The 25,315-nt window shown below is 71.5% G+C and carries 29 protein-coding genes and 1 pseudogene; 23 read left to right on the top strand and 7 right to left on the bottom strand.

Annotated elements, in window-relative coordinates; all coding sequences use genetic code 11:
* Position 1: 1 nt before the first annotated feature.
* Positions 2-328, bottom strand: a complete 327-nt coding sequence (locus H5397_RS06650; RefSeq protein WP_182815859.1) for a hypothetical protein — start codon at positions 326-328, stop codon at positions 2-4.
* A gap of 85 nt (positions 329-413) precedes the next feature.
* On the opposite strand from H5397_RS06650, the gene ffh reads away from it, so the two are divergent.
* From ffh to H5397_RS06695, 9 genes are all read left to right on the top strand, one after another.
* Positions 414-1,997 (top strand): signal recognition particle protein, encoded by a 1,584-nt coding sequence (ffh, locus tag H5397_RS06655; protein WP_182815861.1) that lies wholly within the window; start codon positions 414-416, stop codon positions 1,995-1,997.
* 32 nt (positions 1,998-2,029) lie between these two features.
* Positions 2,030-3,226 carry an amidohydrolase family protein gene (locus tag H5397_RS06660; protein WP_182815863.1) on the top strand — a complete coding sequence of 399 codons (1,197 nt, stop codon included), beginning with the start codon at positions 2,030-2,032 and terminating at the stop codon, positions 3,224-3,226.
* A gap of 187 nt (positions 3,227-3,413) precedes the next feature.
* Complete coding sequence (gene rpsP / locus H5397_RS06665) at positions 3,414-3,887, top strand: 30S ribosomal protein S16 (RefSeq protein ID WP_182815865.1); 474 nt, start codon at positions 3,414-3,416, stop codon at positions 3,885-3,887.
* A 2-nt stretch (positions 3,888-3,889) separates the two neighbouring features.
* On the top strand, positions 3,890-4,141 hold the full coding sequence (locus H5397_RS06670) for an RNA-binding protein (protein ID WP_182815867.1): 252 nt from the start codon (positions 3,890-3,892) through the stop codon (positions 4,139-4,141).
* A gap of 70 nt (positions 4,142-4,211) precedes the next feature.
* Positions 4,212-4,730 carry a ribosome maturation factor RimM gene (rimM, locus tag H5397_RS06675; RefSeq protein ID WP_182815869.1) on the top strand — a complete coding sequence of 173 codons (519 nt, stop codon included), beginning with the start codon at positions 4,212-4,214 and terminating at the stop codon, positions 4,728-4,730.
* Positions 4,730-5,428 (top strand): tRNA (guanosine(37)-N1)-methyltransferase TrmD, encoded by a 699-nt coding sequence (gene trmD / locus H5397_RS06680; RefSeq protein WP_182815871.1) that lies wholly within the window; start codon positions 4,730-4,732, stop codon positions 5,426-5,428. Before rimM ends, trmD begins: the two co-directional genes overlap by 1 nt.
* Before the next feature lie 202 nt (positions 5,429-5,630).
* Entirely contained in the window at positions 5,631-6,266 is a 636-nt protein-coding gene (locus H5397_RS06685; protein ID WP_375539415.1) for a succinate dehydrogenase cytochrome b subunit, read from the top strand.
* Positions 6,254-8,257 carry a fumarate reductase/succinate dehydrogenase flavoprotein subunit gene (locus tag H5397_RS06690; protein ID WP_182815875.1) on the top strand — a complete coding sequence of 668 codons (2,004 nt, stop codon included), beginning with the start codon at positions 6,254-6,256 and terminating at the stop codon, positions 8,255-8,257. The genes H5397_RS06685 and H5397_RS06690 overlap by 13 nt, the downstream gene beginning before the upstream one ends.
* On the top strand, positions 8,254-9,015 hold the full coding sequence (locus H5397_RS06695) for a succinate dehydrogenase/fumarate reductase iron-sulfur subunit (RefSeq protein WP_182815877.1): 762 nt from the start codon (positions 8,254-8,256) through the stop codon (positions 9,013-9,015). Before H5397_RS06690 ends, H5397_RS06695 begins: the two co-directional genes overlap by 4 nt.
* An 82-nt stretch (positions 9,016-9,097) precedes the next feature.
* On the opposite strand, the gene H5397_RS06700 is transcribed toward H5397_RS06695, so the two are convergent.
* Positions 9,098-9,796, bottom strand: coding sequence for a DUF6498-containing protein (locus tag H5397_RS06700; protein WP_182815878.1), 699 nt, complete (start codon positions 9,794-9,796; stop codon positions 9,098-9,100).
* Positions 9,797-9,864: 68 nt separating this feature from the next.
* Here H5397_RS06700 and H5397_RS06705 point away from each other — a divergent pair, with 68 nt between their 5' ends.
* From H5397_RS06705 to dprA, 12 genes are all read left to right on the top strand, one after another.
* Positions 9,865-10,656, top strand: a complete 792-nt coding sequence (locus tag H5397_RS06705; RefSeq protein ID WP_182815880.1) for an N-formylglutamate amidohydrolase — start codon at positions 9,865-9,867, stop codon at positions 10,654-10,656.
* Positions 10,653-11,810, top strand: coding sequence for a flavohemoglobin expression-modulating QEGLA motif protein (locus H5397_RS06710; RefSeq protein WP_182815882.1), 1,158 nt, complete (start codon positions 10,653-10,655; stop codon positions 11,808-11,810). Before H5397_RS06705 ends, H5397_RS06710 begins: the two co-directional genes overlap by 4 nt.
* Positions 11,807-12,850 (top strand): glutathione synthetase, encoded by a 1,044-nt coding sequence (locus H5397_RS06715; protein ID WP_182815884.1) that lies wholly within the window; start codon positions 11,807-11,809, stop codon positions 12,848-12,850. The genes H5397_RS06710 and H5397_RS06715 overlap by 4 nt, the downstream gene beginning before the upstream one ends.
* A gap of 134 nt (positions 12,851-12,984) precedes the next feature.
* On the top strand, positions 12,985-13,335 hold the full coding sequence (gene rplS / locus H5397_RS06720) for a 50S ribosomal protein L19 (RefSeq protein WP_182815886.1): 351 nt from the start codon (positions 12,985-12,987) through the stop codon (positions 13,333-13,335).
* A 20-nt stretch (positions 13,336-13,355) separates the two neighbouring features.
* Positions 13,356-14,111: a signal peptidase I gene (gene lepB / locus H5397_RS06725; RefSeq protein ID WP_182815888.1), complete on the top strand. Its 756-nt coding sequence runs from the start codon at positions 13,356-13,358 to the stop codon at positions 14,109-14,111.
* Position 14,112: 1 nt separating this feature from the next.
* Entirely contained in the window at positions 14,113-14,751 is a 639-nt protein-coding gene (locus H5397_RS06730; protein ID WP_182815890.1) for a ribonuclease HII, read from the top strand.
* Positions 14,748-15,059, top strand: a complete 312-nt coding sequence (locus H5397_RS06735; RefSeq protein ID WP_182815893.1) for a DUF2469 domain-containing protein — start codon at positions 14,748-14,750, stop codon at positions 15,057-15,059. Before H5397_RS06730 ends, H5397_RS06735 begins: the two co-directional genes overlap by 4 nt.
* A 19-nt stretch (positions 15,060-15,078) precedes the next feature.
* Positions 15,079-15,867 carry a hypothetical protein gene (locus H5397_RS06740; RefSeq protein ID WP_182815895.1) on the top strand — a complete coding sequence of 263 codons (789 nt, stop codon included), beginning with the start codon at positions 15,079-15,081 and terminating at the stop codon, positions 15,865-15,867.
* Positions 15,868-16,072: 205 nt separating this feature from the next.
* Complete coding sequence (locus tag H5397_RS06745; RefSeq protein ID WP_220492065.1) at positions 16,073-17,125, top strand: D-arabinono-1,4-lactone oxidase; 1,053 nt, start codon at positions 16,073-16,075, stop codon at positions 17,123-17,125.
* Positions 17,126-17,227: 102 nt separating this feature from the next.
* The gene (locus tag H5397_RS06750) at positions 17,228-17,590 is read left to right on the top strand and encodes a YraN family protein (protein WP_182815897.1); all 363 of its coding nucleotides are present in this window, start codon (positions 17,228-17,230) and stop codon (positions 17,588-17,590) included.
* A 35-nt stretch (positions 17,591-17,625) separates the two neighbouring features.
* The gene (locus H5397_RS06755) at positions 17,626-19,125 is read left to right on the top strand and encodes a YifB family Mg chelatase-like AAA ATPase (RefSeq protein ID WP_255438695.1); all 1,500 of its coding nucleotides are present in this window, start codon (positions 17,626-17,628) and stop codon (positions 19,123-19,125) included.
* The gene (dprA, locus tag H5397_RS06760; RefSeq protein ID WP_182815901.1) at positions 19,118-20,272 is read left to right on the top strand and encodes a DNA-processing protein DprA; all 1,155 of its coding nucleotides are present in this window, start codon (positions 19,118-19,120) and stop codon (positions 20,270-20,272) included. Before H5397_RS06755 ends, dprA begins: the two co-directional genes overlap by 8 nt.
* Here dprA and H5397_RS06765 read toward each other — a convergent pair.
* The 5 genes and pseudogenes from H5397_RS06765 to ctaD form a co-directional block, all read right to left on the bottom strand.
* Complete coding sequence (locus tag H5397_RS06765) at positions 20,246-21,004, bottom strand: sulfite exporter TauE/SafE family protein (protein ID WP_243760771.1); 759 nt, start codon at positions 21,002-21,004, stop codon at positions 20,246-20,248. The genes dprA and H5397_RS06765 overlap by 27 nt on opposite strands.
* Positions 20,992-21,588 carry an amidohydrolase family protein gene (locus H5397_RS06770; protein ID WP_309224303.1) on the bottom strand — a complete coding sequence of 199 codons (597 nt, stop codon included), beginning with the start codon at positions 21,586-21,588 and terminating at the stop codon, positions 20,992-20,994. The genes H5397_RS06765 and H5397_RS06770 overlap by 13 nt, the downstream gene beginning before the upstream one ends.
* Positions 21,579-22,001 (bottom strand): annotated as a pseudogene (locus tag H5397_RS19080) (amidohydrolase family protein); the annotation flags it as partial. The pseudogene H5397_RS19080 and the gene H5397_RS06770, both read right to left, overlap by 10 nt.
* 88 nt (positions 22,002-22,089) lie before the next feature.
* Complete coding sequence (locus H5397_RS06780; RefSeq protein ID WP_182815907.1) at positions 22,090-22,785, bottom strand: Crp/Fnr family transcriptional regulator; 696 nt, start codon at positions 22,783-22,785, stop codon at positions 22,090-22,092.
* A 44-nt stretch (positions 22,786-22,829) separates the two neighbouring features.
* The gene (gene ctaD / locus H5397_RS06785) at positions 22,830-24,458 is read right to left on the bottom strand and encodes a cytochrome c oxidase subunit I (protein WP_375539419.1); all 1,629 of its coding nucleotides are present in this window, start codon (positions 24,456-24,458) and stop codon (positions 22,830-22,832) included.
* Between the two features lie 176 nt (positions 24,459-24,634).
* Between ctaD and H5397_RS06790 the strand changes: the two genes are divergently transcribed.
* Together H5397_RS06790 and H5397_RS06795 are read left to right on the top strand one after the other, a co-directional pair.
* Positions 24,635-24,997 carry a DUF488 domain-containing protein gene (locus H5397_RS06790; protein WP_182815969.1) on the top strand — a complete coding sequence of 121 codons (363 nt, stop codon included), beginning with the start codon at positions 24,635-24,637 and terminating at the stop codon, positions 24,995-24,997.
* Between the two features lie 31 nt (positions 24,998-25,028).
* On the top strand, positions 25,029-25,310 hold the full coding sequence (locus H5397_RS06795) for a hypothetical protein (protein ID WP_182815911.1): 282 nt from the start codon (positions 25,029-25,031) through the stop codon (positions 25,308-25,310).
* The last annotated feature ends 5 nt before the right edge of the window (positions 25,311-25,315 follow it).

A 25,315-nucleotide genomic window follows, 5' to 3' on the forward strand; every position in this document is an offset into this window, starting at 1 on the left:
CTCAGCAGACCGCCACGCGCTCCACGTGCACGTCGGTCGCCGCCAGCAGGGCGGCCCCGATCGTGGCCCCGGCGGGGAGCCGGTGGACCTCCGCCTCCTTGGCCGGGTCGTGGGCCGGCTCCTGGCCCAGGGCGCGCTGCGCGGCGGCGAGCAGGGGGTCGGTGCGGGCCGAGAGCGTCGACCACCGGACGGCGACGTCGTCCCCGAGCCGCGTCACCCGCGCCGCGAGGACCATCTCGGAGCTGCCCTCGACAGTGCCCCGTGCGACCACGGAGCGGCCGACGAGGTCGCCGACGGGCGTGTCGTGGGGGAGCAGGGCCCAGACCATGGCACAAGGATTCCACGCGCGCGGCGTCCGGGTGCGGTCGGGGTAGGCTGGGGCGGCACCGATCTGTCCTGACGAGAAGGCACGCATGTTCGACACCCTGCAAGACCGCCTCCAAGCCACGTTCCGCAACCTGCGCGGCAAGGGGCGGCTCACCGACGCCGACATCGACGCGACCGCGCGCGAGATCCGCCTCGCGCTGCTCGAGGCCGACGTCAACCTCGGCGTCGTCAAGGACTTCGTGGCCGCCGTCAAGGAGCGTGCCAAGGGCGAGGAGCTCAGCCAGGCGCTGAACCCGACCCAGCAGATCATCAAGATCGTCAACGAAGAGCTCGTCGAGATCCTCGGTGGGCAGGCCCGCCAGCTGCGGTTCGCCAAGAACCCGCCGACCGTCATCATGCTCGCCGGTCTCCAGGGTTCCGGTAAGACGACGCTCGCCGGCAAGCTCGGCCTGTGGCTGCGCGAGCAGGGCCACACGCCCATGCTGGTCGCCGCCGACCTTCAGCGCCCCAACGCCGTGAACCAGCTCCAGGTCGTCGGTGGGCGCGCCGGCGTCCCGGTGTTCGCGCCCGAGCCGGGCAACGGCGTCGGCAACCCCGTCGAGGTGGCGCGGGCCTCCATCGAGGAGGCCAAGCGCAAGTACTACGACACGGTGATCGTCGACACCGCAGGCCGCCTGGGCGTGGACGCCGAGCTGATGCAGCAGGCCGCCGACATCCGCGACGCGGTGAACCCCGACGAGATCCTGTTCGTCGTCGACGCCATGATCGGCCAGGACGCGGTCAACACCGCGAACGCCTTCGCCGAGGGCGTCGGCTTCGACGGCGTCGTGCTCTCCAAGCTCGACGGTGACGCCCGTGGTGGTGCGGCGCTGTCGATCGCGCGCGTGACTGGCAAGCCGATCATGTTCGCCTCCAACGGCGAGTCGCTGAAGGACTTCGACCTCTTCCACCCCGACCGGATGGCCAGCCGCATCCTCGACATGGGTGACCTGCTCACCCTGATCGAGCAGGCCGAGAAGACCTTCGACGCCGAGCAGTCGCGCAAGGCCGCCGAGAAGATCATGGGGTCGGGCGACTTCGGCCTGGACGACTTCCTGCAGCAGATGCAGGCCGTGCGCAAGATGGGCCCGATGAGCAAGATTCTCGGCATGATGCCGGGCATGGGCCAGTACAAGGAGGCCCTCGGCGCCATCGACGAGCGCGAGATCGACCGCATCGAGGCGATCATCTACTCGATGACCCCGGCCGAGCGTGCCAAGCCCGAGATCCTCAACGGGTCGCGGCGCTCGCGCATCGCCAACGGGTCGGGCACCACGGTCCAGGACGTCAACGGGCTGGTCAACCGCTTCATGGAGACCCGCAAGATGATGCGCCAGATGGGCAAGGGCGGCGGCCTGCCCGGCATGCCCCCCGGCATGGGGGCCATGGGTGGCATGCCCGGCCTGCCCGGGCGCCCGGCCAAGCAGCAGGCGAAGAAGGCGGCCAAGGGGAAGAAGGGCGTGTCGGGCAACCCGGCCAAGCGTTCCGGCAACCCCGCGGCGGCGTCCGCGCCCGAGCAGTTCGTACCGCAGACCGAGGCCGAGATGCAGCAGGCGATGGCCGACTTCCAGCTGCCGCCCGAGCTGCAGAAGATGTTCAACCAGCAGCAGAACAAGGGCCCCTTCGGCTGACGCCGGGCGCCGTCGTGCGGCAGGGTGGTGCCATGGCGCACCACCACCACGACGACGTACCGCTGGACGCTTTGGGCCAGCCCCTGACCGCCCACACCCACACCCACGACGGGTCGACGCACACGCACGTGTACGCCGACGTGCCCGCCTGGCCGCCCTCGCGGCTGCACCTGCGCGGCACGGTCCTGCCCGAGGGCGAGGTGCGCGACGTCTGGGTCGTGGACGGGGTGGTGGCGTCCGAGCCGGTTGCGGACGCGGTCACCGTGGCGACCGACTGCTGGATCCTGCCCGGCCTCGTGGACGCCCACTGCCACATCGGGATGGGGCCGAACGGTGCCACGGACGCCGAGGATGTCGAGCGCCAGGCGCTGCTCGACCGCGACGCCGGCACGCTGCTGGCCCGCGACACCGGCGTGCCGACCGACACCCGCTGGGTCGACGACCGCGAGGACCTGCCCCGCATCATCCGGGCCGGACGCCACATCGCCCGGCCCCGTCGCTACATCCGCAACCTGGCCGAGGAGGTCGAGCCCGAGGACCTTGTCGAGGAGGTGCGCACCCAGGCGCGCGCCGGCGACGGCTGGGTCAAGCTCGTGGGCGACTGGATCGACCGGGACGCCGGCGACCTGCGCCCGCTCTGGCCGGCCGACGTGGCGGCCGCGGCGATCGAGGCGGCCCACGAGGAGGAAGCGCGGGTGACCGCGCACTGCTTCGACGAGCGGTCGGTCACCGAGCTCGTGGACGCCGGGATCGACGGCATCGAGCACGGCACCGGGCTGGACGACGACACCATCGCGACCATGGCCGAGCGCGGCGTGGCGCTGGTGCCGACGCTGTGCAACATCGAGACGTTCCCGCAGATCGCGGCGGCGGGGGAGGAGAAGTTCCCCACCTACGCCACGCACATGCGGGCCCTGCACGCGCGCCGGTTCGAGACGATCGGCAAGGCCGTGGACGCCGGCGTCCCGGTGTACGCGGGCACCGACGCCGGCACCTCCATCCCGCACGGGCTGATAGCCGAGGAGGTCGAGCTGTTGGGCCGCGTCGGGGGAGCGGAGTTCGCGCTCGGCGCGGCCTCGTGGCGGGCCCGGGAGTGGCTGGGAGTGGACGGGCTGGCCGACGGGGCGTCCGCCGACCTGGTCGTCTACGACGCCGACCCCCGCACCGACCTGTCGGTCGTGCGGCACCCACGGCTGGTGATCCTGCGCGGGCGGGTCGTGCGCTCCTGACCCGGTTGGGCGGATCGGGGCCGCGTCTGGCACAATGGCCGATGCGCTGTGCCCGCGGGTGCCCTCTCACGCCCTCGGCTGCAGTCCACCCGAGTTGGGCGTGAGGTTGTCCCACGCCGAAGGCCCCGCTCACCCGATCCCGTCCCTGCGCGTCGCAGGGGCATGTTCCAACAGGAGAACCACACACGTGGCTGTCAAGATTCGTCTGAAGCGGATGGGCAAGATCCGCAACGCGCAGTACCGCATCGTCGTCATGGACTCGCGCTCCAAGCGCGACGGCCGTGCGATCGAGGAGATCGGCATCTACCAGCCGAAGAACGACCCGTCGGTGGTCGAGGTCAACTCCGAGCGTGCGCAGTACTGGCTCGGCGTCGGCGCCCAGCCGTCCGAGACCGTCGAGAAGATCCTCAAGCTGTCGGGTGACTGGCAGAAGTTCAAGGGCTCCGACGAGCCGTCGGGCATCAAGCCGCAGGCCGAGAAGGCCGACAAGTTGGCCGCCTTCAACAAGGCGCTGGCCGAGTCCGACGACGAGCCGGCCACCGGCGCCTTCTCCTCGCGCAAGAAGAAGGCCGAGGAGGCCGAGGAGGCCCCCGCCGCCGAGGCTGACGCCCCCGAGGCCGAGGCCCCCGAGGCCGAGGACGCCGCGTCCGACGAGGCGTGATCGTGCTCGCGGACGCACTGGAGCACCTGGTGCGCGGGCTCGTGTCCAACCCCGACGACGTCGTCGTGTCCGACCTGGACCGCCGACGCGTCCGGACGCTGGAGGTCCGCGTCAACCCCGAGGACATCGGCAAGGTGATCGGGCGTCAGGGTCGCACTGCGGGTGCCCTGCGCACGGTCATCACCGCGCTGGCCGGTCGTGAGCAGGTCCGGGTCGACTTCGTCGACGTGGACCGCCGCCCCCGCCGCCGCTGAACCACACCGGTCCCCGGTCCGTCTCGAACGGGCCGGGGACCGTTCCCATCCCCCAGGGAAGGAGCCCGCAATGGGCGAGACCGTCGACGTCCTGGTCGGCACGATCGGGCGCGCGCACGGGCTGCGCGGCGAGGTGAGCGTGCACGTGCGCACCGACGAGCCCGAGCGCCGCTTCACCCCGGGGGCGAGCCTGCGGGTGGGCGACCGGCCCCGCACGGTCGCGAGCGCGCGCTGGCACTCCGGCACGCTCCTGCTCGGCCTGGAGGGCGTGACGGACCGCACCGCGGCCGAGGCGCTGCGCGGCCGGGAGCTGTGGGCCGACGTGCCCGCCGACGAGGCCCCCGCCGACGAGGGCGAGTACTGGGACCGCCAGCTGGTCGGCCTCGAGGTGCTGGACGCCGCGGGTGCGGTCGCCGGCACCATCGGCGAGGTGCTGCACCTGCCCGCCCACGATGTGCTCGTCGTGCGCACGTCCGGGGGCGACCGCCTGGTCCCGTTCGTGTCCGAGGTCGTCCCGGTGGTCGACCTCGAGGCTGGCCACGTCCGCGTGGCCGACATCGGCGGCCTGTTGAGCGACGAGGACGCCTGATGTACTTCGACATCGTCTCGATCTTCCCCGACTACTTCGCGCCGCTGGACCTGTCCCTGGTCGGCAAGGCGCGCCGCGCCGGCCTCGTGGACTGGGAGGTCCACGACCTGCGCCGCTGGACCTACGACCGACACCACACCGTCGACGACACCCCCTACGGGGGCGGCGCCGGTATGGTGATGAAGCCCGAGCCGTGGGGCGAGGCGCTCGACCACGTCCTCGACCGGGCCTGGTCGCTGCCCACGCTGGTCGTGCCGACCCCGTCCGGCGAGCCGTTCACCCAGGCGATGGCCCACGAGTTCGCCGCCCTGCGCCACCTCGTGTTCGCCTGCGGCCGCTACGAGGGGATCGACGCGCGCGTGGTCGAGCACGCGGCGTCCCGGATGCCCGTGCGCGAGGTCAGCCTCGGCGACTACGTGCTCAACGGCGGCGAGGTCGCCGTGCTCGCGATGGTCGAGGCCGTCGTCCGGCTGGTGCCCGGCGTCGTGGGCAACCCGCACTCCCTGGTGGAGGAGTCGCACTCGGTGGAGGGGGAGGGGCTGCTCGAGTACCCCGTGTACACCAAGCCCCCGAGCTGGCGCGGGCTGGACGTGCCCGAGGTGCTGATGTCGGGCCACCACCAGAGGGTGGCGCAGTGGCGCCGGGAGCAGTCGTGGGAGCGGACGGCGGGGCGGCGTCCGGACTTGTTGCCGGAATAGCGCAAAGCCCAATAAGGCAAGCATTTGCTTGCGGTATTCACCGCTGTGGGCGCCCGATTCCTGCGAACCGGTCACGGCTGTCCGAAACGCTCACGTCGATGGGACATTCAGCGGAGAACTTGGCTAAGTTGTGGCCGTGGCGACAACAACACTGACTCCTCACCAGCGAGCAGTCCGGTCAACGGTGACCATGAAGGTCGTAATGGCCATCACCGGTCTCATCATGGTCGGCTTCCTGCTCATGCACATGTACGGCAACCTGAAGGTGTTCCTCGGCGCCGACGCGTTCAACCACTACGCGCACTGGCTCAAGGGCGACATCCTGTACCCGCTCGTCCCGTCGGGCACGTTCATCTGGATCTTCCGCGTCTTCCTGCTCGTGGCGATCGTGGCGCACATCTGGTCGGCAGCGGTGCTGACCGGCCGCGCGCACTCGGCCCGCAGCTCGAAGTACGCCGTGACCAAGCGTCTCTCGCAGACGTACGCCGCGCGCACCATGCGCTGGGGCGGCGTCATCCTGGCCGGCTTCCTGGTCTTCCACCTGCTGCAGTTCACCGCGCAGGTCGTGACCACGGGCTTCCGCGCCGGTAGCGAGCCGTACGACATGGTCATCGCGAGCTTCTCGCAGTGGTGGGTCACCCTGGTCTACCTCGTGTGGGTGGCCATCGTGTGCCTGCACGTCCGCCACGGCGTCTGGAGCGCCCTGACGACGCTCGGCGCGAACACCTCCGCCAAGGCCCGCTCGTTCCTCAACGGCCTCGCCTGGGTGATCGCGATCGTGCTGTTCGTCGGCTTCATGATCATGCCGCTGGCCGTTCAATTCGGATGGGTGAAGTAATGACTGTGACTGATTTCTTCCAGGTGGGCGCGGACATCCGCGACACCAAGGCCCCCGCGGGTCCGATCGAGAAGAAGTGGGCGACCCGCAAGTTCCAGGCGGCGCTCGTGAACCCGGCCAACCGCCGGAAGCTCTCGATCATCGTGGTCGGCACCGGCCTCGCCGGTGGCGCCGCCGCCGCGACGCTGGGCGAGGCGGGCTACAACGTCCTGAACTTCTGCTACCAGGACAGCCCCCGCCGCGCGCACTCGATCGCCGCGCAGGGTGGTATCAACGCGGCCAAGAACTACCGCAACGACAACGACTCGACGATGCGGCTGTTCTACGACACCGTCAAGGGCGGCGACTACCGCGCCCGCGAGACGAACGTCTACCGCCTCGCCGAGGTCAGCGCGAACATCATCGACCAGTGCGTCGCGCAGGGCGTCCCGTTCGCCCGTGAGTACGGCGGCCTGCTCGACAACCGTTCCTTCGGTGGCGTCCAGGTGCAGCGCACCTTCTACGCCCGCGGCCAGACGGGTCAGCAGCTGCTGATCGGCGCCTACCAGAGCCTGGAGCGCCAGGTCGCGGCGGGCACCGTGAAGATGTACACCCGCCACGAGATGCTCGAGGTCATCCTGGTCGACGGCCGCGCCCGCGGCATCGTCACCCGCAACATGGTGACCGGCGCCATCGAGGCCCACACCGCCGACGCGGTCGTGCTCGCCACCGGTGGTTACGGCAACGTGTTCTTCCTGTCGACCAACGCCATGGGCTGCAACGTCACCGCTTCGTGGCGTGCGCACCGCAAGGGCGCCTACTTCGGCAACCCCTGCTACACGCAGATCCACCCGACCTGCATCCCGGTGCACGGCGACACCCAGTCCAAGCTGACCCTGATGTCGGAGTCCCTCCGCAACGACGGTCGCATCTGGGTGCCCAAGCGTGCCGAGGACTGTGGCAAGGACCCGCGGCAGATCCCCGAGGAGGACCGCGACTACTACCTCGAGCGCATCTACCCGGCGTTCGGCAACCTGGTCCCGCGTGACATCGCCTCCCGCCAGGCCAAGAACATGTGCGACGAGGGCCGCGGTGTCGGTCCCGCCGTCGAGGAGGTCGACCACAAGACCGGCGAGAAGCGCCAGGTCCGCCGTGGTGTCTACCTCGACTTCGCCTCGGCGATCGAGCGCATGGGCCAGAAGGCCGTCGAGACCAAGTACGGCAACCTCTTCGACATGTACGCCCAGATCACGGGTGAGAACCCGTACGAGGTGCCGATGCGCATCTACCCGGCTGTGCACTACACGATGGGTGGCCTGTGGGTCGACTACGACCTGATGAGCTCGATCACCGGCCTGTACGTGACCGGTGAGGCAAACTTCTCCGACCACGGCGCGAACCGCCTGGGTGCCTCCGCCCTCATGCAGGGCCTGGCCGACGGCTACTTCGTGCTGCCGAACACCATCAACGACTACCTGGCCAAGGCCCCGTTCGAGAAGATCGGGCAGGACCACCCGGCGGTCGTCGAGGCGCTCGCGTCGGTCAACGAGCGGATCTCCCGCCTGCTGTCCATCCAGGGCACCCGCACGGTCGACTCCTTCCACAAGGAACTCGGCAACATCATGTGGGAGTACTGCGGCATGGAGCGCACCGAGGAGGGCCTCAAGTACGCGATCGGTCGCATCCGCGAGCTCCGCGAGGAGTTCTGGAGCAACGTCAAGGTCACCGGCGTCAACGAGGACTTCAACCAGACCCTCGAGCGCGCCGGTCGCGTGGCCGACTTCCTGGAGCTCGGCGAGCTCATGTGTGTGGACGCCCTGGTGCGCCGCGAGTCCTGTGGCGGCCACTTCCGTGGCGAGTCCCAGACCGAGGACGGGGAGGCGCTGCGTCACGACGACGAGTTCCTGCACGTCTCGGCGTGGGAGTACACCGGTGCCGGCAACGCGCCGATCCTGCACAAGGAGCCGCTGGAGTACGAGTTCATCGAGCTGAAGCAGAGGAGCTACAAGTGATCATCAACCTGCGTGTCTGGCGCCAGGCCAACGCCCAGTCGGCCGGCAAGATGGTCAGCTACCGCGTGGAGGGCGTGTCCGAGGACATGTCGTTCCTGGAGATGCTCGACCTGCTGAACGAGGACCTGACGGTCAAGGGCGAGGAGCCCATCGCGTTCGACCACGACTGCCGCGAGGGCATCTGCGGCATGTGTGGTGTCGTCATCAACGGCACCGCGCACGGCCGCGGCAACTCCCCGGTCCCGACGACCACGTGCCAGCTGCACATGCGTTCGTTCGCCGATGGCGCGACCATCGACGTCGAGCCGTGGCGTGCCGGTGCGTTCCCGGTCATCAAGGACCTGGTCGTGGACCGCTCCGCGTTCGACCGCATCATCCAGGCCGGTGGCTTCATCTCGATCAACGCCGGTTCGGCTCCCGAGGCCCACTCGGTGCCGGCCCCGAAGATCCAGGCCGACCGCGCCTTCGACGCGGCCACCTGCATCGGCTGTGGCGCGTGCGTGGCCGCCTGCCCCAACGGGTCGGGCATGCTGTTCACCGCCGCGAAGATCACCCACCTGGCGATGCTCCCGCAGGGCCAGCCCGAGCGGTACAGCCGCGTCAAGACGATGCTCGCGCAGCACGACTCCGACGGCTTCGGTGGCTGCACCAACATCGGCGAGTGCGCGGCGGTCTGCCCCAAGCAGATCCCGCTGGACACGATCAGCGCCCTGAACCGCGACCTCATGAAGTCGCTGTTCAAGAAGGACGGCAAGTAGTCGTTCCCGCCACACGTCAGGCCGGTCCCGCTCACGCGGGGCCGGCCTGCGGCGTTGGGAGGGGCGCCGGCGTCCGGGTCGGTCAGTGGGTGGTGAACCGCTGGTCGCCGATCGTCCACTGCACCGGGCGGCCCGCGGTGAGGGCCTCGAACGCCATCTTGACCAGCACGAGGAGGACGACGACCAGGCCCGCGGAGGTGACCTCGACGCCGAGGCCGGCGAACGCCTCCCGGAGGCGGGCGAGGATCGCGGCCAGGCCGGTCGGCTCCATGCCGGGCATGGTGAGGGACCCGAGCATGAGGCCCCAGGCCAGGATCGTGGTCACGTGCAGCACGATCATGCGCGGGTAGGGCAGCACGAACGCCTGCATGGGGGTGGTCCGGTGGCGGACGCCCGCGCCGAACCACACCGTGACCAGGTCGGCGGCGTGCCGCACGAGCACGACCAGGGCCGGCACGAGCAGCGCGCCGACGGTGAACTCGGCGCCCATCCAGAACGACAGGACGGCGACGAACACCAGGTGCACCACGCAGAAGATCCCGTAGTGCAGGGTGAAGAAGACCGGGCGCCGCGTCTGCGGCTCCACCTCTGCCGTGAGGATCCGGACGAGGGTGCCCACGCCCATCAGCACGTTCTCCACCCAGAACAGCAGCAGGACGTTGCCGGCCGGCCAGCCCCAGAACAGGACGCCGGCGACGAAGACGAGGTTGAGGGCGAGGGCGAGGCCGATCTCGCGGCGGCGCCCGACGGGCCTGGCGGGGGCCTCAATGGGGTGGGTCACGCGGCACACCCTAGCGACCCAGGCTCCGCCCCTAGCCAGCGGCTTGTGCGGCTGGCTACGGTGGGGGAATGGGCCGCCCGTACAGCTACCACGGCGACTGGGACTCTCGCGTCGTGGCGACCGCCATCCACAACGGACACGACCTCAGGCCCGACGTGGCCGAGCAGATGGTGCTCCCCGAGACAGACCGGCTGCGTGAGGAGGACCCGCACACCGGGCGCCTCGCCGCCGCGCTCCCCAGCCACCTCGTCGTCCACCGCTCGCGCTTCGAGGTCGACCTGAACCGGCCGCGCGAGCAGGCCGTCTACCGGACGCCCGCGGACTGCTGGGACCTCGAGGTCTGGCGCGACACCGCGCTGCCCGACGACGTGGTGGACGGCTCGCTGGAGCTCTACGACGCGTTCCACGCCGACCTTGCCGAGCGCCTGGACGCCCTCGCCGCGCAGGGTCCGTTCGTGCTCTACGACGTCCACACCTACAACCACCGCCGCGACGGGGCCGAGGCGCCGGCGTCCGACCCCGAGGAGAACCCCGAGGTCAACGTGGGCACCGGCTCGCTGGATCGGGAGCGGTTCGGGCACGTGGTCGACGCCTTCTCCGAGGCACTCGCCGGCACGCCCGTAAGCTGGGGCAAGCTGGACGTCCGCGAGAACGTCCGCTTCCAGGGCGGCCACCTGAGCAAGTGGATCCACGCCCGCTACCCGGGCACCGGGTGCTGCCTGGCCCTGGAGTTCCGCAAGTCGTTCATGGACGAGTGGACCGCCGAGGTCGACGAGGGGCGCCTGGCCGAGCTCATCGCGGCGCTGGCCGGCACCGTGCCGGCGGTCGAGGCCGCGCTGGCGGACGGGCCCACCGGATGACGGGGCTGGCGACCACCGACCTCGTCATCGACCACGCGGTCGCCCAGGTCGGCGGTGCGATCCAGTTCCTGCTCGACGTGACGCCGATCAACTCCGACGAGGTGCTGACCGCCTACGCGGAGGGGGACCGGATGCCGCGGTTCGCCTACCGCGACCTGCAGACCGACCCCGACGTCGCCCAGGGCATGCTCGACCTGATCGACCTCGACGCGGTGTCCGACCCCACGCTGGGGGCGCTGCTGCGCGCCAAGCATCGCGAGATGACCCTGCAGCTCGACCTGCTGCGGGCGCGGGACACCCCTGACTTCCTGCCGCTGTCGCTGGAGCTGTACGGGGGCGTGACGCCCGCCCTGCTCGACATCGCCGAGCACCTGCTCGAGCACGTGCCCCGCGGCGCCGGCCGCGGCGAGCAGGTGGGCGCGGTGGAGTTCCACGCCCTCGCGTGCGCCGAGATCGAGCACTACAAGGAGCAGGACCCCGACATCGAGATGAACGCCGAGGTGCGCCACGACGTCGCCGGCGTCCTCGTGTCGGGGGACACGCTGCTGATCGCCGAGACCTCGGCAGTCCAGTCGGCGCGCACCAACGCGCTGCTGCAGCACGAGGTCGGCACCCACCTGGTCACCCAGGTCAACGGGTCCGCGCAGCCCATCCGGGTCCTGGGCACCGGGCTGGCCGGGTACGACGAGACCCAGGAGGGGCTCGCCGTCCTCGCCGAGGTGGCATGCGGGGGGCTCACGCCCTTCCGGCTGCGCCAGCTGGCCGCGCGGGTCCTGACCGTGCACCGGCTGGTGTCCGGGGCGTCCTTCTCGGAGTCGTTCGAGGCCCTGATGGAGCTCGGCTTCCCGCAGGGCAGCGCCTTCACCACGACCATGCGCGCCTACCGTTCCGGCGGCCTGACCAAGGACGCCATCTACCTGCGCGGCCTGGTGGACCTGCTCCACCACGTCCGCGACGGGGGAGAGCTCGACCTGCTGTTCCTGGGCAAGTTCTCCCTGCGGGACCTGCCGCTGATCGCCGACCTGCGCGACCGCGGCGTCCTCAACCCGCCCCGCCTGCGCCCCCGCTACCTCGACGACCCCGACGCGATGCCCCGCATGGTCCGGGCGTCCCAGTTGGAATCCCTCAGCGAATTGATCGGAGTCGCCGCATGAAGATCGGGTTCGTCGTCAACGACGTCGCCACCGAACTGCCCACCTACACCACCACCCGGCTCGCCCTGGCCGCCAGCCAGGCCGGCCACGAGGTCTCGCTCATGGGGCTGGGCGACTTCGCCTACGAACCCGACGGCTCGATGAGCGCGCGGGCGCGCCAGGCCTCGGGCAAGCGGTACCGCAGCCTGGAGCGCTACCTCGAGGACGTGCAGAAGCCCGAGGTCGTCAAGCAGCTCGACATCGGCGAGTTCGACGTCGTGATGCTCCGCAACGACCCGGCCGAGGACGCCAACGAGAAGCCCTGGGCGGCCACCGCGGCCATCGCCTTCGGCCAGCTGTTCGCCGAGGCCGGCGTGCTGGTGGTCAACGACCCGAGCTCCCTGGCCAACGCCCTGTCCAAGGCGTACTTCCAGCACTTCCCCAAGACCGTGCGGCCCCGCACCCTGATCTCCCGCGACGAGGCGCTCATCTCGTCCTTCATCGAAGAACTGGGCGGCAAGGCCGTGCTCAAGCCCCTGCAGGGCTCCGGCGGCAGCGGCGTGTTCCTCGTGGACCGCAAGGAGTCGCCGAACCTCAGCCAGATCATCGAGGCGATCGCCCGCGACGGCTACGTGGTGGCGCAGGAGTACCTGAAGGAGGCCGAAGAGGGCGACATCCGCATGTTCGTCATGAACGGGGTGCCCCTGCAGGTGGACGGCGCGTACGCCGCCTTCCGCCGCCGCAACACCACCGGCGACATGCGCTCCAACATGAAGGTCGGCGGCAAGGCCGAGGCGGTCGACGTCACGCCCGAGATGCTGCACATGGTCGACCTGATCCGGCCCAAGCTCGTCGCCGACGGCATGTTCCTGGTCGGCCTCGACATCGTGGGGGACAAGCTCATGGAGGTGAACGTGTTCACCCCGGGCGGGCTCGGCAGCTGCCAGGCGCTCTACGACGTGGACTTCGCCCCCGCCGTCATCGCCGACCTCGAGCGCAAGCGCCGCATCGCCCAGCACTACGGATCAGAGCTCGACAACCTGAGGCTCGCCACCCTGTAGGCGATTTCGTGGGGGCAGGGCCCCTGTGGCAGACTTGGGCAGGTTGCGCACGTGCCCCTGCCACAGGGGGTTCGGCACGGCGCCCCTGACGAAGACATTCACGAGGTGACCTGTGGCACCGGCGAGGAAACACCATGAACAAGCTTGTTGCCGAGGTCGCGGCCTCCCAGCTCCGCGACGACGTCCCCGACTTCCGCCCGGGTGACTCCGTCAAGGTCCACGTGAAGGTCGTCGAGGGCAACCGCTCCCGTATCCAGGTGTTCGCCGGCGTCGTGATCGGCCGCAACGGCGAGGGCATCGGTGCCGCCTTCACCGTCCGCAAGGTCTCCTTCGGCACCGGTGTCGAGCGCACCTTCCCGCTGCACTCCCCGATCATCGACCGCATCGAGGTCGAGCGTCGCGGTGACGTGCGCCGCGGCAAGCTGTACTACCTCCGCGGCCTCCGCGGCAAGGCTGCCAAGATCAAGGAGAAGCGCGACAACTGATCGCGCGGGGGAGAGCCACGGTGGAGCGGGAAGAGCGGGGCGGAGGCCTCGGCGGCTTCCTGAAAGAGGTCACCATCGTGGTGGTCGGGGCGCTGATCGCGTCCACGCTGCTGCGGCTGCTCCTCCTCCAGGTGTTCTCCATCCCCTCGCGCTCCATGGAGTCGACGCTCGAGGTGGGTGACCGCGTCGCCGTGCAGAAGGTTCAACCCTTCCAGCGCGGCGACGTCGTCGTCTTCCGCGACGACCTGGAGTGGCTCGGCAACCCCGACATGTTCTCCCAGGAGCCCTGGCAGGACGTGCTGGTCTTCATCGGCCTGATGCCCGACCCGTCGGCCAACCACCTCGTCAAGCGGGTCGTCGGGGTCGAGGGCGACCACGTCGTCTGCTGCGACGCCGACGACCGGATCACGGTCAACGGCGCCCCGCTGGACGAGTCCGAGTACCTGTACCGGGCCCCCGACGGCACCCCCGACCAGCCCTCCAGCTTCCCCTTCGACGTCGTGGTGCCCGCGGGCCGCATCTTCGTGCTCGGTGACCACCGCAGCGCCTCGGCCGACTCCCGCTGCCACCTCGACACGACGATCCGGGGCGAGGAGTACGCCGGCGGGTTCCCCAGCGTCGAGTCGGTGATCGGCGCGGCCGCGTTCACCCTGTTCCCGTTCGACCGGTGGCGCACCTACGCCACCCCCGCCGCGTACGCCGGCATCGCCGCCGCGCCGGGGCCGGCCCCCGAGCATCCCGTCGTGACCGTGGGCGGCGACGGCACCAACTGCTGACATGGCGTTCGTCATCCGCCGCGACGCCGGGCTCTACGGCTACGAACGCGCCCTCGCCCGGGCCGGGTTCACGGCCGTCGCCGGAGCCGACGAGGCCGGGCGCGGGGCCTGCGCGGGCCCGCTGGTCGCCGCCGCCGTGGTCCTGCCGCCCCGCCCGCTGGAGGGGCTGAACGACTCCAAGAAGCTGACCGCCAAGGCTCGCGAGCGGCTCTACGACCTCATCACCGCCAAGGCGCTGGCCTGGGCCGCGGTGCGGATCGAACCCGCCGAGTGCGACACGCTCGGCATGCACGTGGCCAACCTCGAGGCGCTCCGGCGCGCCGTGGCCCGGCTCGAGGCGCGTCCCGACTTCGTGCTCACCGACGGCTTCCCGGTCGACGGGTTCGGCGTCCCCACCCTGGCGATGTGGAAGGGCGACGCGGTCGCGGCGAGCGTCTCCGCGGCGTCCATCATCGCCAAGGTGACGCGCGACCGCATCATGACCGCCTACGCGGCCGACCACCCCGGCTACGCCTTCGACGTGCACAAGGGCTACTGCACGCGTGAGCACCAGGCCGAACTCGACGAACTCGGCCCGTGCGCGATCCACCGGATGAAGTGGGACAACGTGGCCCGAACGGTTAGGCTGGGGCGAACATGAGCACCGAGGACCTTGAGCAGTACGAGTCCGAGCTGGAACTCCAGCTGTACCGCGAGTACAAGGACGTCGTCGGCATCTTCACCTACGCCGTCGAGACCGAGCGCCGGTTCTACCTGTGCAACGCGGTCGACCTCAAGGTGCGCACCGAGGGCGGCGACGTCTACTACGAGGTCTCCATGGGCGATGCCTGGGTGTGGGACATGTACCGCCCGGCCCGCTTCGTGAAGTCCGCCAAGGTGCTGACCTTCCGCGACGTCTCGATCGAGGAGATCGCGCACTCCGAGCTGCAGGTTCCCGACAACCTCTGACGGGGGCTAGGGTCGCGCGATGACGCGACTCGCCGACGCCACCGCCGCCCTCGGCGCCCCGCTGGCGGCGCTCGACGTGGCCGCGTTCGACGCCAATGCCGCCGACTTGGCGCGCCGCGCCGGCGGACTCCCCATCCGGGTCGACTCCAAGTCGCTCCGCTGCCGGGACGCCCTCACCCGCGTCCTCGCCCTGCCGGGCTTCTCCGGCGTGATGGCCTACGCGCTGCCCGAGGCCCTGTGGCTGGTCGGGCACGGCCTCGCCGACGTGTTCGTCGCCTACCCGACCGTCGACCGCGACGCGCTGGCACGCCTCGCCGCCGACGAGGCCGCCCTGGCCGCGGTTTCCCTGGCCGTCGACTCGGTCGAGCACGTGGAGTTCCTCGCCGCCGCGCTGCCGGCCGGTACGCCCCTGCGGGTCGCGATCGACGTCGACTGCTCGGTGCGGATCGGGCCCGCGCACCTCGGCGTGCGCCGCTCGCCGGTGCGCACGGCGTCCGACGCGGTGACCGTGGTCCGCGCGGCGCAGGCGGCGGGATTCACCGTCGTCGGCGCGATGTTCTACGACGCCCAGGTGGCCGGCCTGCCGGACGCCTCGGCCGCGGTCCGCTGGCTGAAGCGACGCACCCTGTCCGAGCTGCCCGACCGGCGCGCGGCGGTTGTCGCCGCGCTGCGGTCGGTCGCCGAGCTGGCCTTCGTCAACGGCGGCGGCACCGGGTCGCTGGAGACCTTCGGCGGCGACGGCTCGGTCACGGCCGGTGGTGCGGCGCCCCGCGCGCGGGGTGGTGACGCAACTGGTCCGGGACGGTGACGTCCACACCGACGCAGGTGGCCGTCCCGGTCGACGCGGCGGCGGCCGCCGAGGTGCTGGTCCGTGCGGGTGCGGCGGGACGCACGGTGCGCCCGCTCGGCTCGGGGCACTCGTTCAGCGCGATCGGCCAGCCCACCGACATCGCGGTCAGCCTGGCCGGGCTCGCCGGCGTGCGCAGCCACCATGCCCCCTCCGGGAGGTGTGGGTGGGCGCCGGGACGCGGCTGCGTGACCTCAACCGGGCGCTGGACGCCCTCGGCGTGGCCCTGCCCAACCTGGGCGACATCGACGCGCAGACAATCGCCGGGGCCATCGCCACGGGCACCCACGGCACCGGCCTGGGCCTGTACGGCATCGCGGCCGCGGTGGTCGGCGTCGAGATCGCCACGGCGTCCGGGGAGGTGCTGCGCTGCGTCCCCGGCGACGGTACCTTCGAGGCCGCCCGCATCAACCTCGGCGCGCTCGGGATCGTGACCGCGCTCGAGCTGCAGACCGTGCCCGCCTTCCGGCTGCGCGCGGTGGAGGGTCCGATGCCGCTGGAGGACGTGCTGGCCGACCCGCGGGCGTTCGCGGCGAGCGCCGACCACGCGGAGTTCTTCTGGTTCCCGCACACCACGGTCGCCTCGACCCGCCGCAACCACCGGGAGGGCGCGGAGACCGCGCCCCCGCTGCCCGGGTGGCGGGCGGTCCTCGACGACGAGGTGCTCACCAACGGCGTGTTCGCGCTGGTCAACGAACTGGGCTCGGTCGCGCCGCGGCTGGTCCCCACCCTCAATCGGGTGAGCGCCGCGGCGATGGGCTCGCGCACCTACGCCGACCGCTCCCACCGGGTGTTCTGCAGCCCGCGCCGGGTGCGGTTCGTCGAGTCGGAGTACGCGGTCCCGCTGGGGTCGGTGGGGGACGTCCTGCGCGAACTGCGGGCGTGGTACGGCCGGACGAGGGCGCCCATCCAGTTCCCCGTCGAGGTGCGGTTCGTGGCCGCCGACGATGTGTGGCTCTCGGGGGCGTACGGCCGCGAGACGGCCTACGTGGCCGTGCACCAGTACGCGGGCTCCGATGTCGGGGACTCGTTCGCGGTCTTCGAGCGGATCGTGGCCGAGCACGGCGGGCGGCCCCGCTGGGGCAAGCAGCACAGCCTGGACGCCGCGGCCCTGCGCGCCGTGCACCCCCGCTTCGACGACTTCCTGGCCATGCGGGACCGGCTCGACCCGGGCCGGGTGCTCGCCAGCCCGCACCTGGGGCGCATCCTCGGGGCCTGACGGCGTCGTCCACAGGCGGTTTCCGTCCCCTGCCGCCGGTTGTCCACAGCGCCGGGAACCGGGTGCACGGATCCGGCCGCACCTGCCCAATACCTCAGGGGCATGGATCCACGACGAGAGACCGGTGAGCGCGGGGAGGACCTCGCGGCCAATTACCTGACGCGGCGGGGCTGGGAGGTGCTCGAGCGCAACTGGCGCACGGCCGCCGGCGAGCTCGACCTCGTGTGCCGCGACCCCGAGGGCGTCGTCGTGGTGTGCGAGGTGAAGGCCCGACGCGGGCGCGGCTGGGGGTCCCCGCTGGAGGCGATCACCCACGACAAGGCCGTGCGGCTGTGGCGGCTGGCGGCCGCGTGGGCTCGCAGCCAGGAGGTGCCGGTCCCGTCGCTGCGCGTGGACGCCCTCGGCGTGCTCTGGCACCCCGACGGCACCGCGTCGGTGCAGCACGTGCGGGGGATCGAGCCGTGAGGCTCGGGAAGGCCCGCTCGGTGGGGCTGGTGGGGTTGCAGGCGAGCCTGGTCGACGTGGAGGTCTCCGTCGGGGGCGGCCTGCCCCGCACCGTGATCGTCGGGCTTCCCGACGCCGCCCTGAGCGAGGCGCGCTCGCGGTGCCGGGCGGCCATCAGCAGCAGCGGCTTCGAGTGGCCCCAGCACCTCGTCACGATCAACCTGTCCCCGGCGTCGCTGCCCAAGTCGGGCACCCACTTCGACCTCGGCATCGTCGGGGGGATCCTCGCCGCCCACGGCAGCGTGGCGCAGGGGCGCCTCGACGACGCGGTGCTCATGGGCGAGGTGGGCCTCGACGGCAGCGTCCGCAGCACCCGCGGCGTCCTGCCGGCGGTGCTGGAGGCGGCGCGCGCGGGCATCGGCCACGTGGTCGTACCCATGGAGCAGGTCCGGGAGGCCCGCCTGGTGGAGGGCATCACCGTGCACGGCGTCGGCACGGTGCGGGAACTGGCGGCCGTGCTGCGCGGCGAGCAGGTCCCTGAACGGCTGCCCGACGTGGTCCCCATCGGGACGGTCCGGCGCGAACCCGACCTGGCCGACGTCGCGGGTCAGGACGAGGCCCGCTGGGCCGTCGAGATCGCCGCCGCGGGCGCCCACCACCTGTCCCTGTCCGGGCCGCCCGGGGTGGGCAAGACCCTGCTGGCCGAGCGGTTGCCCGGGATCCTGCCCGACCTCTCGTCGGGCGAGGCGCTCGAGGTCGCGGCCATCCGGTCGCTGTCGGGGCTGTACGTCGACGGGGTGTTGCCCCGGCGTCCGCCGTACTCGGCCCCGCACCACTCGGCCTCGGTCGCGGCGCTCGTCGGCGGGGGTTCGTCGATCGCGCGGCCGGGGGCGATCTCGCTGGCCCATCGCGGCGTCCTCTTCCTGGACGAGGTGCCCGAGTTCAGCCCGACCGTGCTCGAGGCGCTGCGCATCCCGCTGGAGAAGGGCTACGTCGAACTGGCCCGGTCGCGTGCGGCCACGCGGTACCCGGCCCGGTTCCAGCTGGTCGTGGCCGCCAACCCCTGCCCGTGCGGGTACCACGGCCTGGCGGGGCGGACGTGCACCTGCCCGCCGAACGCTGTGCGGCGCTACCGCGACCGGTTGTCCGGGCCGATCCTGGACCGGATCGACATGCAACAGACCCTGCGGCCGATGAACCAGTCCTACCTGCGCAAGGCCATGCGCCGCGCGTCCGAACCGAGCGCGGCCGTGGCCGCCCGGGTCGCCGAGGCCCGTGCCCGCCAGCTGCACCGGCTGGCGGGGCTGGGCTACCTGACGAACGCCGAGGTGCCGGGGCCGGTGCTGCGCCACGAGCTGCCGAGCCCGCAGGGGATCGACCTCGTCGACACGGCCGTGACCCGCGGCCTGCTGAGTGCGCGGGGCGTCGACAAGGTGGTGCGGATCGCGTGGACCCTGGCCGACCTGGCCGGTTCCGCGGTGCCGCGCACCCAGGACATCCGGGCGGCGCTGGCGATGCGTCGCGGTGAGGACGTGGCGGAGGTGCGGTGTGGCTGACCGGACTGAGCGGGCAGCGCGGATGGCGCTGGCCTGCGTGGTGGAGGCGGGGGACCTGCGCATCCGCGAGCGGTTGCGCGCCGAGGGTGCCGAGGCGGTGTGGGCGTCGGTGCGGGCCTCCACGACTGACGACGCATGGTCCCGCCGGGCGGCGCTGGTGGACCTGGCCTCGGTGGAGTCGCTGGCCCGACGGCACGGGCTGCGCTTCGTGGTGCCGTCCGATCCCGAGTGGCCGTCCGCCCTGGCCGACCTCGACGCCAGCGAGCCGGTGCAGCAGTGGGGTGGTGCACCCTTGGGGCTGTGGGTGAAGGGCAGCGCATCGTTGGCTGAGCTGGCCGCCGACGCCGTCGCGGTGGTCGGGTGTCGCGCCTCGACGGCGTACGGCGAGCGGGTGGCGACCGAACTCGCGGCGGGGCTGGCCGAGGGCGGTACCACGGTCGTGTCGGGCGGGGCGTTCGGCATCGACGCGGCAGCCCACCGGGGTGCGCTCGCCGCCGACGGGCCGACGCTCGCGGTGATGGCGGGCGGGCTGGACCGCTTCTACCCGAGTGCCAACACGTCGCTGCTCGAGGGCGTGGCCGAGCACGGCCTGGTCATCGCCGAGTCCCCACCGGGGACGCCGCCCTCCCGCCGGCGCTTCCTGACCCGCAACCGCATCATCGCCGCGCTCGGCCGGGGGCTGGTCGTGGTCGAGGCCACTGCCCGCAGCGGTGCGCGCAACACCGCCAACTGGGCCACCACCTGCTTCCGGCCGGTCATGGCCGTGCCCGGGCCGGTGAGCAGCTCGACGTCGTACACCCCGCACTGGCTGATCCGCGAGGGGCAGGCCACGCTCGTGACCGGGCTCGCCGACGTCCGCGAGATCATCGCCCCGATGGGGGAGGCGTTCGTCCTCCGCGAGAGCCAGCCGCGCCTGCTCGACCTGCTGGACGAGGAGCAGGCGGCCGTCTACGAGGCCCTCCCCAGCCGGGGGAGCCGTGACACGGGCGAGGTGGCGCTGGATTCCGGACTGTCGCTCCCGGCGACCCTCGCCGCCCTCGAGGAGCTCCGCGCACGGGGTCTGGTGGCCTCGTCGCCCGACGGGGGCTGGCGGCTGGGCGTGGTCCAGGACCGCCCGCTGTCAGCGCAGGAGGAGGGAGGCGGCTGAGATGGCGGAGGCGGCCATGGTGACGACCTCGAACTGGCGTTGCGACACCCTGCCGATCACCCACGTCCCCAGCCACGCCCCGAGCAGCACGGCGGGGACCAGGGCGAGGTCCAGCACGAGGCCTTCGACGGTGAACAGGCCCAGGGACGCCGCGAGCGGCACCTTGGACAGGTTGACCAGGGCGAAGAACCACGCGTTCGTGCCGATGAAGCGGGCCTTGTCGATGCGGGCGGCCAGGAAGTACAGGGCCATCACCGGGCCGGCCGCGTTGGCGGTCATCGTCGTGAACCCCGCGGCCGTGCCGGTCACCCCGGCGCGGACCCAGTGGGGGTCGGTGTTCTCGGGTTCTTCGGCGCGACGGCGCAGGCGCTGCCAGAGTTGGAGCGCCACCATCGCCAGCAGGAGCGCGCCGATGGTGCGGCGCATCACGACGTCGTCGACGACGTTCATGAACAGCGCCCCGAGCAACAGGCCGGGGACGACGCCGGGCACGAGCTTCCACAGCAACCGCCACGAGACCTTCCGGTAGCGGGTGATCGCGATCATGTCGCCGACGATGAGCAGCAGAAGGACGGTCGCCGTCGACTCCTTCGCGGGCATGGCGAGGGCGAAGACCGCGACCGAGATGGCGGCGATGCCACCGAAGGAGGTCTTGGAGAACCCGATCACGACCGCGGACGCCGCCAGGGCGAGCAGCATGGGCCAGCCGTGGATGCTGATCAGGTCGGGCACCGCTCGACCCTACCTCCCGTACAGCAGCGAACCGCGACCGGCAGGCGGGCGGCGCGCACGCGCTCGACCATCGCGGGGGTGAACAGGGTTGCGTGTTCGATCCGGACCGAGGGGAGGTCCCCCAGCCAGCCCTCCTGGTCGGCGAACTCGTCCAGCACGGCGTCGATCGCGGCATCACCCATCGCGTGCACGGCCAGTTGGACGCCGTTGGCCCGGGCCCACGCGCCGGCCGCCCTCAGGTCCTCGGGCGACGTCGTGCGGATGCCGTGGTCGCAGGTCCCGGGGTACGGGTCGTGGGTCCAGGCCGTGGCGTTCGAGTAGGCGCCGTCCAGGAGCACCTTGACCCCCGCGACGAACACCTCCCCGGCACGGTCGTCGTCGGTGAGCACCCAACCGGCGTCCTTGATGTCCTCCCAGACCGGGTAGAGCCCCAGCCTCGGCAGCCAAGTGCGCTCCCGGGCGGCACGGAACGACTCCAGCGGGCGGGTGGTGAACGTCGCGGCGAGGTCCGCGATGCCGACCAGCGCGTGATCCCGGCGTGGTGGAGCGCGGCGGTGTTCACCACGGCGGTGTGGGCGTCGCACCGCCGTGCCAGGACCGGACGGGTCGTGCTGACCCGGTCGAGGTCGTGGCGGTCGGGGCCGCGGCCCTCGGGGAAGCGCGCGTCGTCGTAACCGTGGCCCTCGACCCAGTCCTCGGGGTCCGCGGGTTCGGGGTGGGCGCGCAGGGCCTCGACCAGCTCGGCGATCGAGGAGACCGCGGACGGGAGGAGGGGGACCGCGTCCATGAGCGAGGCCAGGAGCGCGGGGTGGGTGTGGACGTCCAAGAGGCCGGGCAGGACCGTGGCCCCGCCCAGGTCGACCACCTCCTCGCCGGGTGCGGGCGCCGGGGCGTCGCTCCGGTCGCCGACCCACGTGAAGACGCCGTCCTCGACGCGGAAGGCGGACGCGAACGACGCGCCCTGCCCCGTGAAGACCTTCGCGTCGACGACCAGCATGCGCCCATTGTCGGGGCGGCGGCCCTCTCGACGAGCGGTATTCCCGCGAATCGTGGGGCGCCGCGTCCGTGCGCGCGTTGGCGGAGGGTCAGCGGTTGGCGAGGGCGTCCAGCGCGTCGGGGTCGCGCAGGGTGACCACGTCGCGCTCGACCGCCACGATCCCGTCCCGCTCGAGCCGGGCGAGGGCGCGGCTGAACGACTCGGGTGTGGTGGCCAGCCACGACGCGATGTCCTTCTTGGCCAGCGGTAGGCGCACCCGGTACGTCCCGTCCGAGCCCTCGGCCGGCAGTCCGAGCAGGTAGCCGGCCACGCGGGCGGGGACGTCGAGGGCGGACAGGGCGAGGCGGCGTTCGGCGTCCGCGAGTCGCTCCGACAGCGTCCGCATCATGCCCACGCTGATGCCGGGGTAGGTGGCCAGCAGCTTGGCCAGCACGGCGTGGTCGAACACGCACAGGCGGCTGTCCTCGACGGCCTCGACGTGGTGGTTGGGGCGCTGCCCGGTCAGGAAGGCGTGCTCGTCGACGGCCTCGCCCGGCCCGGCCACCCGGACGATCTGGGTGCGCCCGCTCGGCGCGGTGTGCACTAGCTTCACCGACCCGGTGTGCACGACGAACAGCTGGCCGACCGGCTCGCCCGCCCGGTGCAGCAGCTCCCCGGCGGCGAGGGCGACCGGCCGGGCGAACGAGCCCACGGCGTCCTGCTGGTCGGGTGACAGCCGCGCAAAGATCGGCACCCGACGCACGCAGGTGTCGTGGGGCTGGTCCAGGACGGGCAACGCGCGCATGCCTCCAGCGTTCCACACCCCGGACGCCGAGGTCCGACCCGGTGTCAATCGCCCGAGGTGATCTCGGGGTGGTGCAGGTCGAAGGCCGGCGACTCGGAGCGGATGCGCGGCAGGCTTGTGAAGTTGTGCCGCGGCGGCGGGCACGACGTGGCCCACTCCAGGGAGCGGCCCCAGCCCCACGGGTCGTCGACCGTGACGAGCTCGCCGCGGGTCAGGGTGATGTACACGTTCCAACCGAACGGCAGCATCGAGACCCCCAGCAGGAAGGCGCCCACGGTCGAGATCTGGTTCAGCAGCGTGAAGCCCTCCTCGGGCAGGTAGTCGGCGATGCGGCGCTGCATGCCCTCGACGCCCAGCCAGTGCTGCACGAGGAAGGTGGTGTGGAAGCCGATGAACAGCAGCCAGAAGTGCACCTTGCCCCACCGCTCGTCGAGCATGCGCCCGGTGAACTTGGGCCACCAGAAGTAGTAGCCCGAGAACATCGCGAACACGACGGTACCGAACACCACGTAGTGGAAGTGGGCGACGACGAAGTACGTGTCGGTGACGTGCCAGTCCAGCGACGGGTTCGCCAGGATCACGCCAGTCATGCCGCCGAAGAGGAACGTCGTCATGAACCCGACCGCCCACAGCATCGGTGTGTCCAGGCGGACGGAGCCGTTCCACATGGTGCCGATCCAGTTGAAGAACTTCACCCCCGTGGGGATCGCGATCAGCATGGTCATGAAGGAGAAGAACGGCAGGTTGACCGCGCCGGTGGCGAACATGTGGTGGGCCCAGACCCCCATGGAGAGCAGCCCGATGGCGAGCGTCGCGCCGACGAGCCCGGCGTATCCGAACACGGGCTTGCGGCTGAACACGGGAATGACCTCGGTCACGATCCCGAAGAAGGGCAACGCGATGATGTAGACCTCGGGGTGGCCGAAGAACCAGAACAGGTGCTGCCACAGGATGGCCCCGCCGGTGGCGGCGTCGAGCACGTGCGTGCCGAGGATGCGGTCCGATGCCAGGACCAGCAGGCCGGCGGCCAGCACGGGGAACGTGATGAGCACCATCAACGAGGTGATGAGGATGTTCCAGGTGAACATCGGCATCCGGAACATCGTCTGGCCCGGGGCACGCAGGCAGATGATCGTGGTGACGAAGTTCACCGCGCCGAGGATCGTCCCCAGCCCCATGACGTAGAGGCCGAGCACCCAGAGGTTGCCGCCGACGCCGGGGGAGTGGACGGCGTCAGACAGCGGCACGTAGGCGAACCACCCGAAGGACGCCGCGCCGTCGGGGGTGAGGAACCCGGCACAGGCCATCAGCGAGCCGCCGAGGTAGAGCCAGTAGGCGAAGGCGTTGAGGCGGGGGAAGGCCATGTCGGGCGCCCCCAGCTGGAGGGGCAGCAGCCAGTTCGCGAAGCCCGCGAACAGGGGGGTGGCGAACATCAGCAGCATGATCGTGCCGTGCATGGTGAAGACCTGGTTGTACCGCTCGTAGTGCAGGTACTGCAGGCCCGGGAAGGCGAGCTCGGCCCGCACGAGGAGGGCGAGGATGCCCCCGAAGATGAAGAACGCCATCGTGGTGACGAAGTAGAGGGTGCCGAGCACCTTGTGGTCCGTGGTGGCCAGGAACGAGATCAGCCGGGTGCCGAACCGCACCCCTCGGTGGGCGGCCGGCAGGGTCAGGCTGCGGGGGGAGACGTGCGGGGTCTCGACGGTGGACATGGGTTGCGCCTCCTCGGGTCCCGCGCCCGCTGGCAAGGGGAGACGGGGCCCTGCTCGGATCCCCCATTAGATACAGATGCATCTGTAAAAAACAAGGGGGACGGGTTACCCTGAAGGGGTTGGAGGGGGAGGTGGCCATGGCCGGGACGCGGTGGGGGTTGGGGCGTGCCTACGACGCGCCGGCCGATGCCGACGGCGTCCGGGTGCTGGTCGACCGGTTGTGGCCGCGGGGCCTGGCCAAGGCGGACGCCCGCATCGACCGTCACGCCGTCGACGTCGCGCCCAGCACCGAGCTGAGGCAGTGGTATGGGCACGACCCGGCGCGCTTCGACGAGTTCGCGGGGCGCTACCGCGCCGAGCTGGACGCCTCGGGTGCGGCCCGGGCGCTCGCCCACGACCTCGCGGACGAACCCGTGGTGACCCTGCTGGTCGGGGCCCGGGACGTCGAGCACAGCCAAGGGCCGGTGCTGCTGGAGCGCCTGCGCCGGCAGGCCGGGTAGCCTGCCCAACACCAGCCCGGGAAGGGGAGGCATGTCCGTCGGTTTCGAGGTCGAGGAGTTCCGCGACCACTACTACCTGGTCCGCGGCGAAGTGGACGGCGACGCCGTCGAGACGCGCTTCCTGGCCGACCCGGCCGCGCTGGACGCCCTCGGCGTGGGCTCGTCCACTGCCGCAGACGTGGTGCGGGCGACCGTCGCGTTCCTGCTGCAGCGCCAGCGGCTCGACGAGCTGCCCCCGCAGGCCGACCTCGAGGACGTCGCCGCGGCCTACCCCGACTTCGAGGACGCGCTGCGGGCGGCCCTCGACGCCTGACCCGG

It is taken from the genome of Propioniciclava sp. MC1683 (assembly GCF_014164675.1).
Lineage (GTDB): Bacteria > Actinomycetota > Actinomycetes > Propionibacteriales > Propionibacteriaceae > Propioniciclava.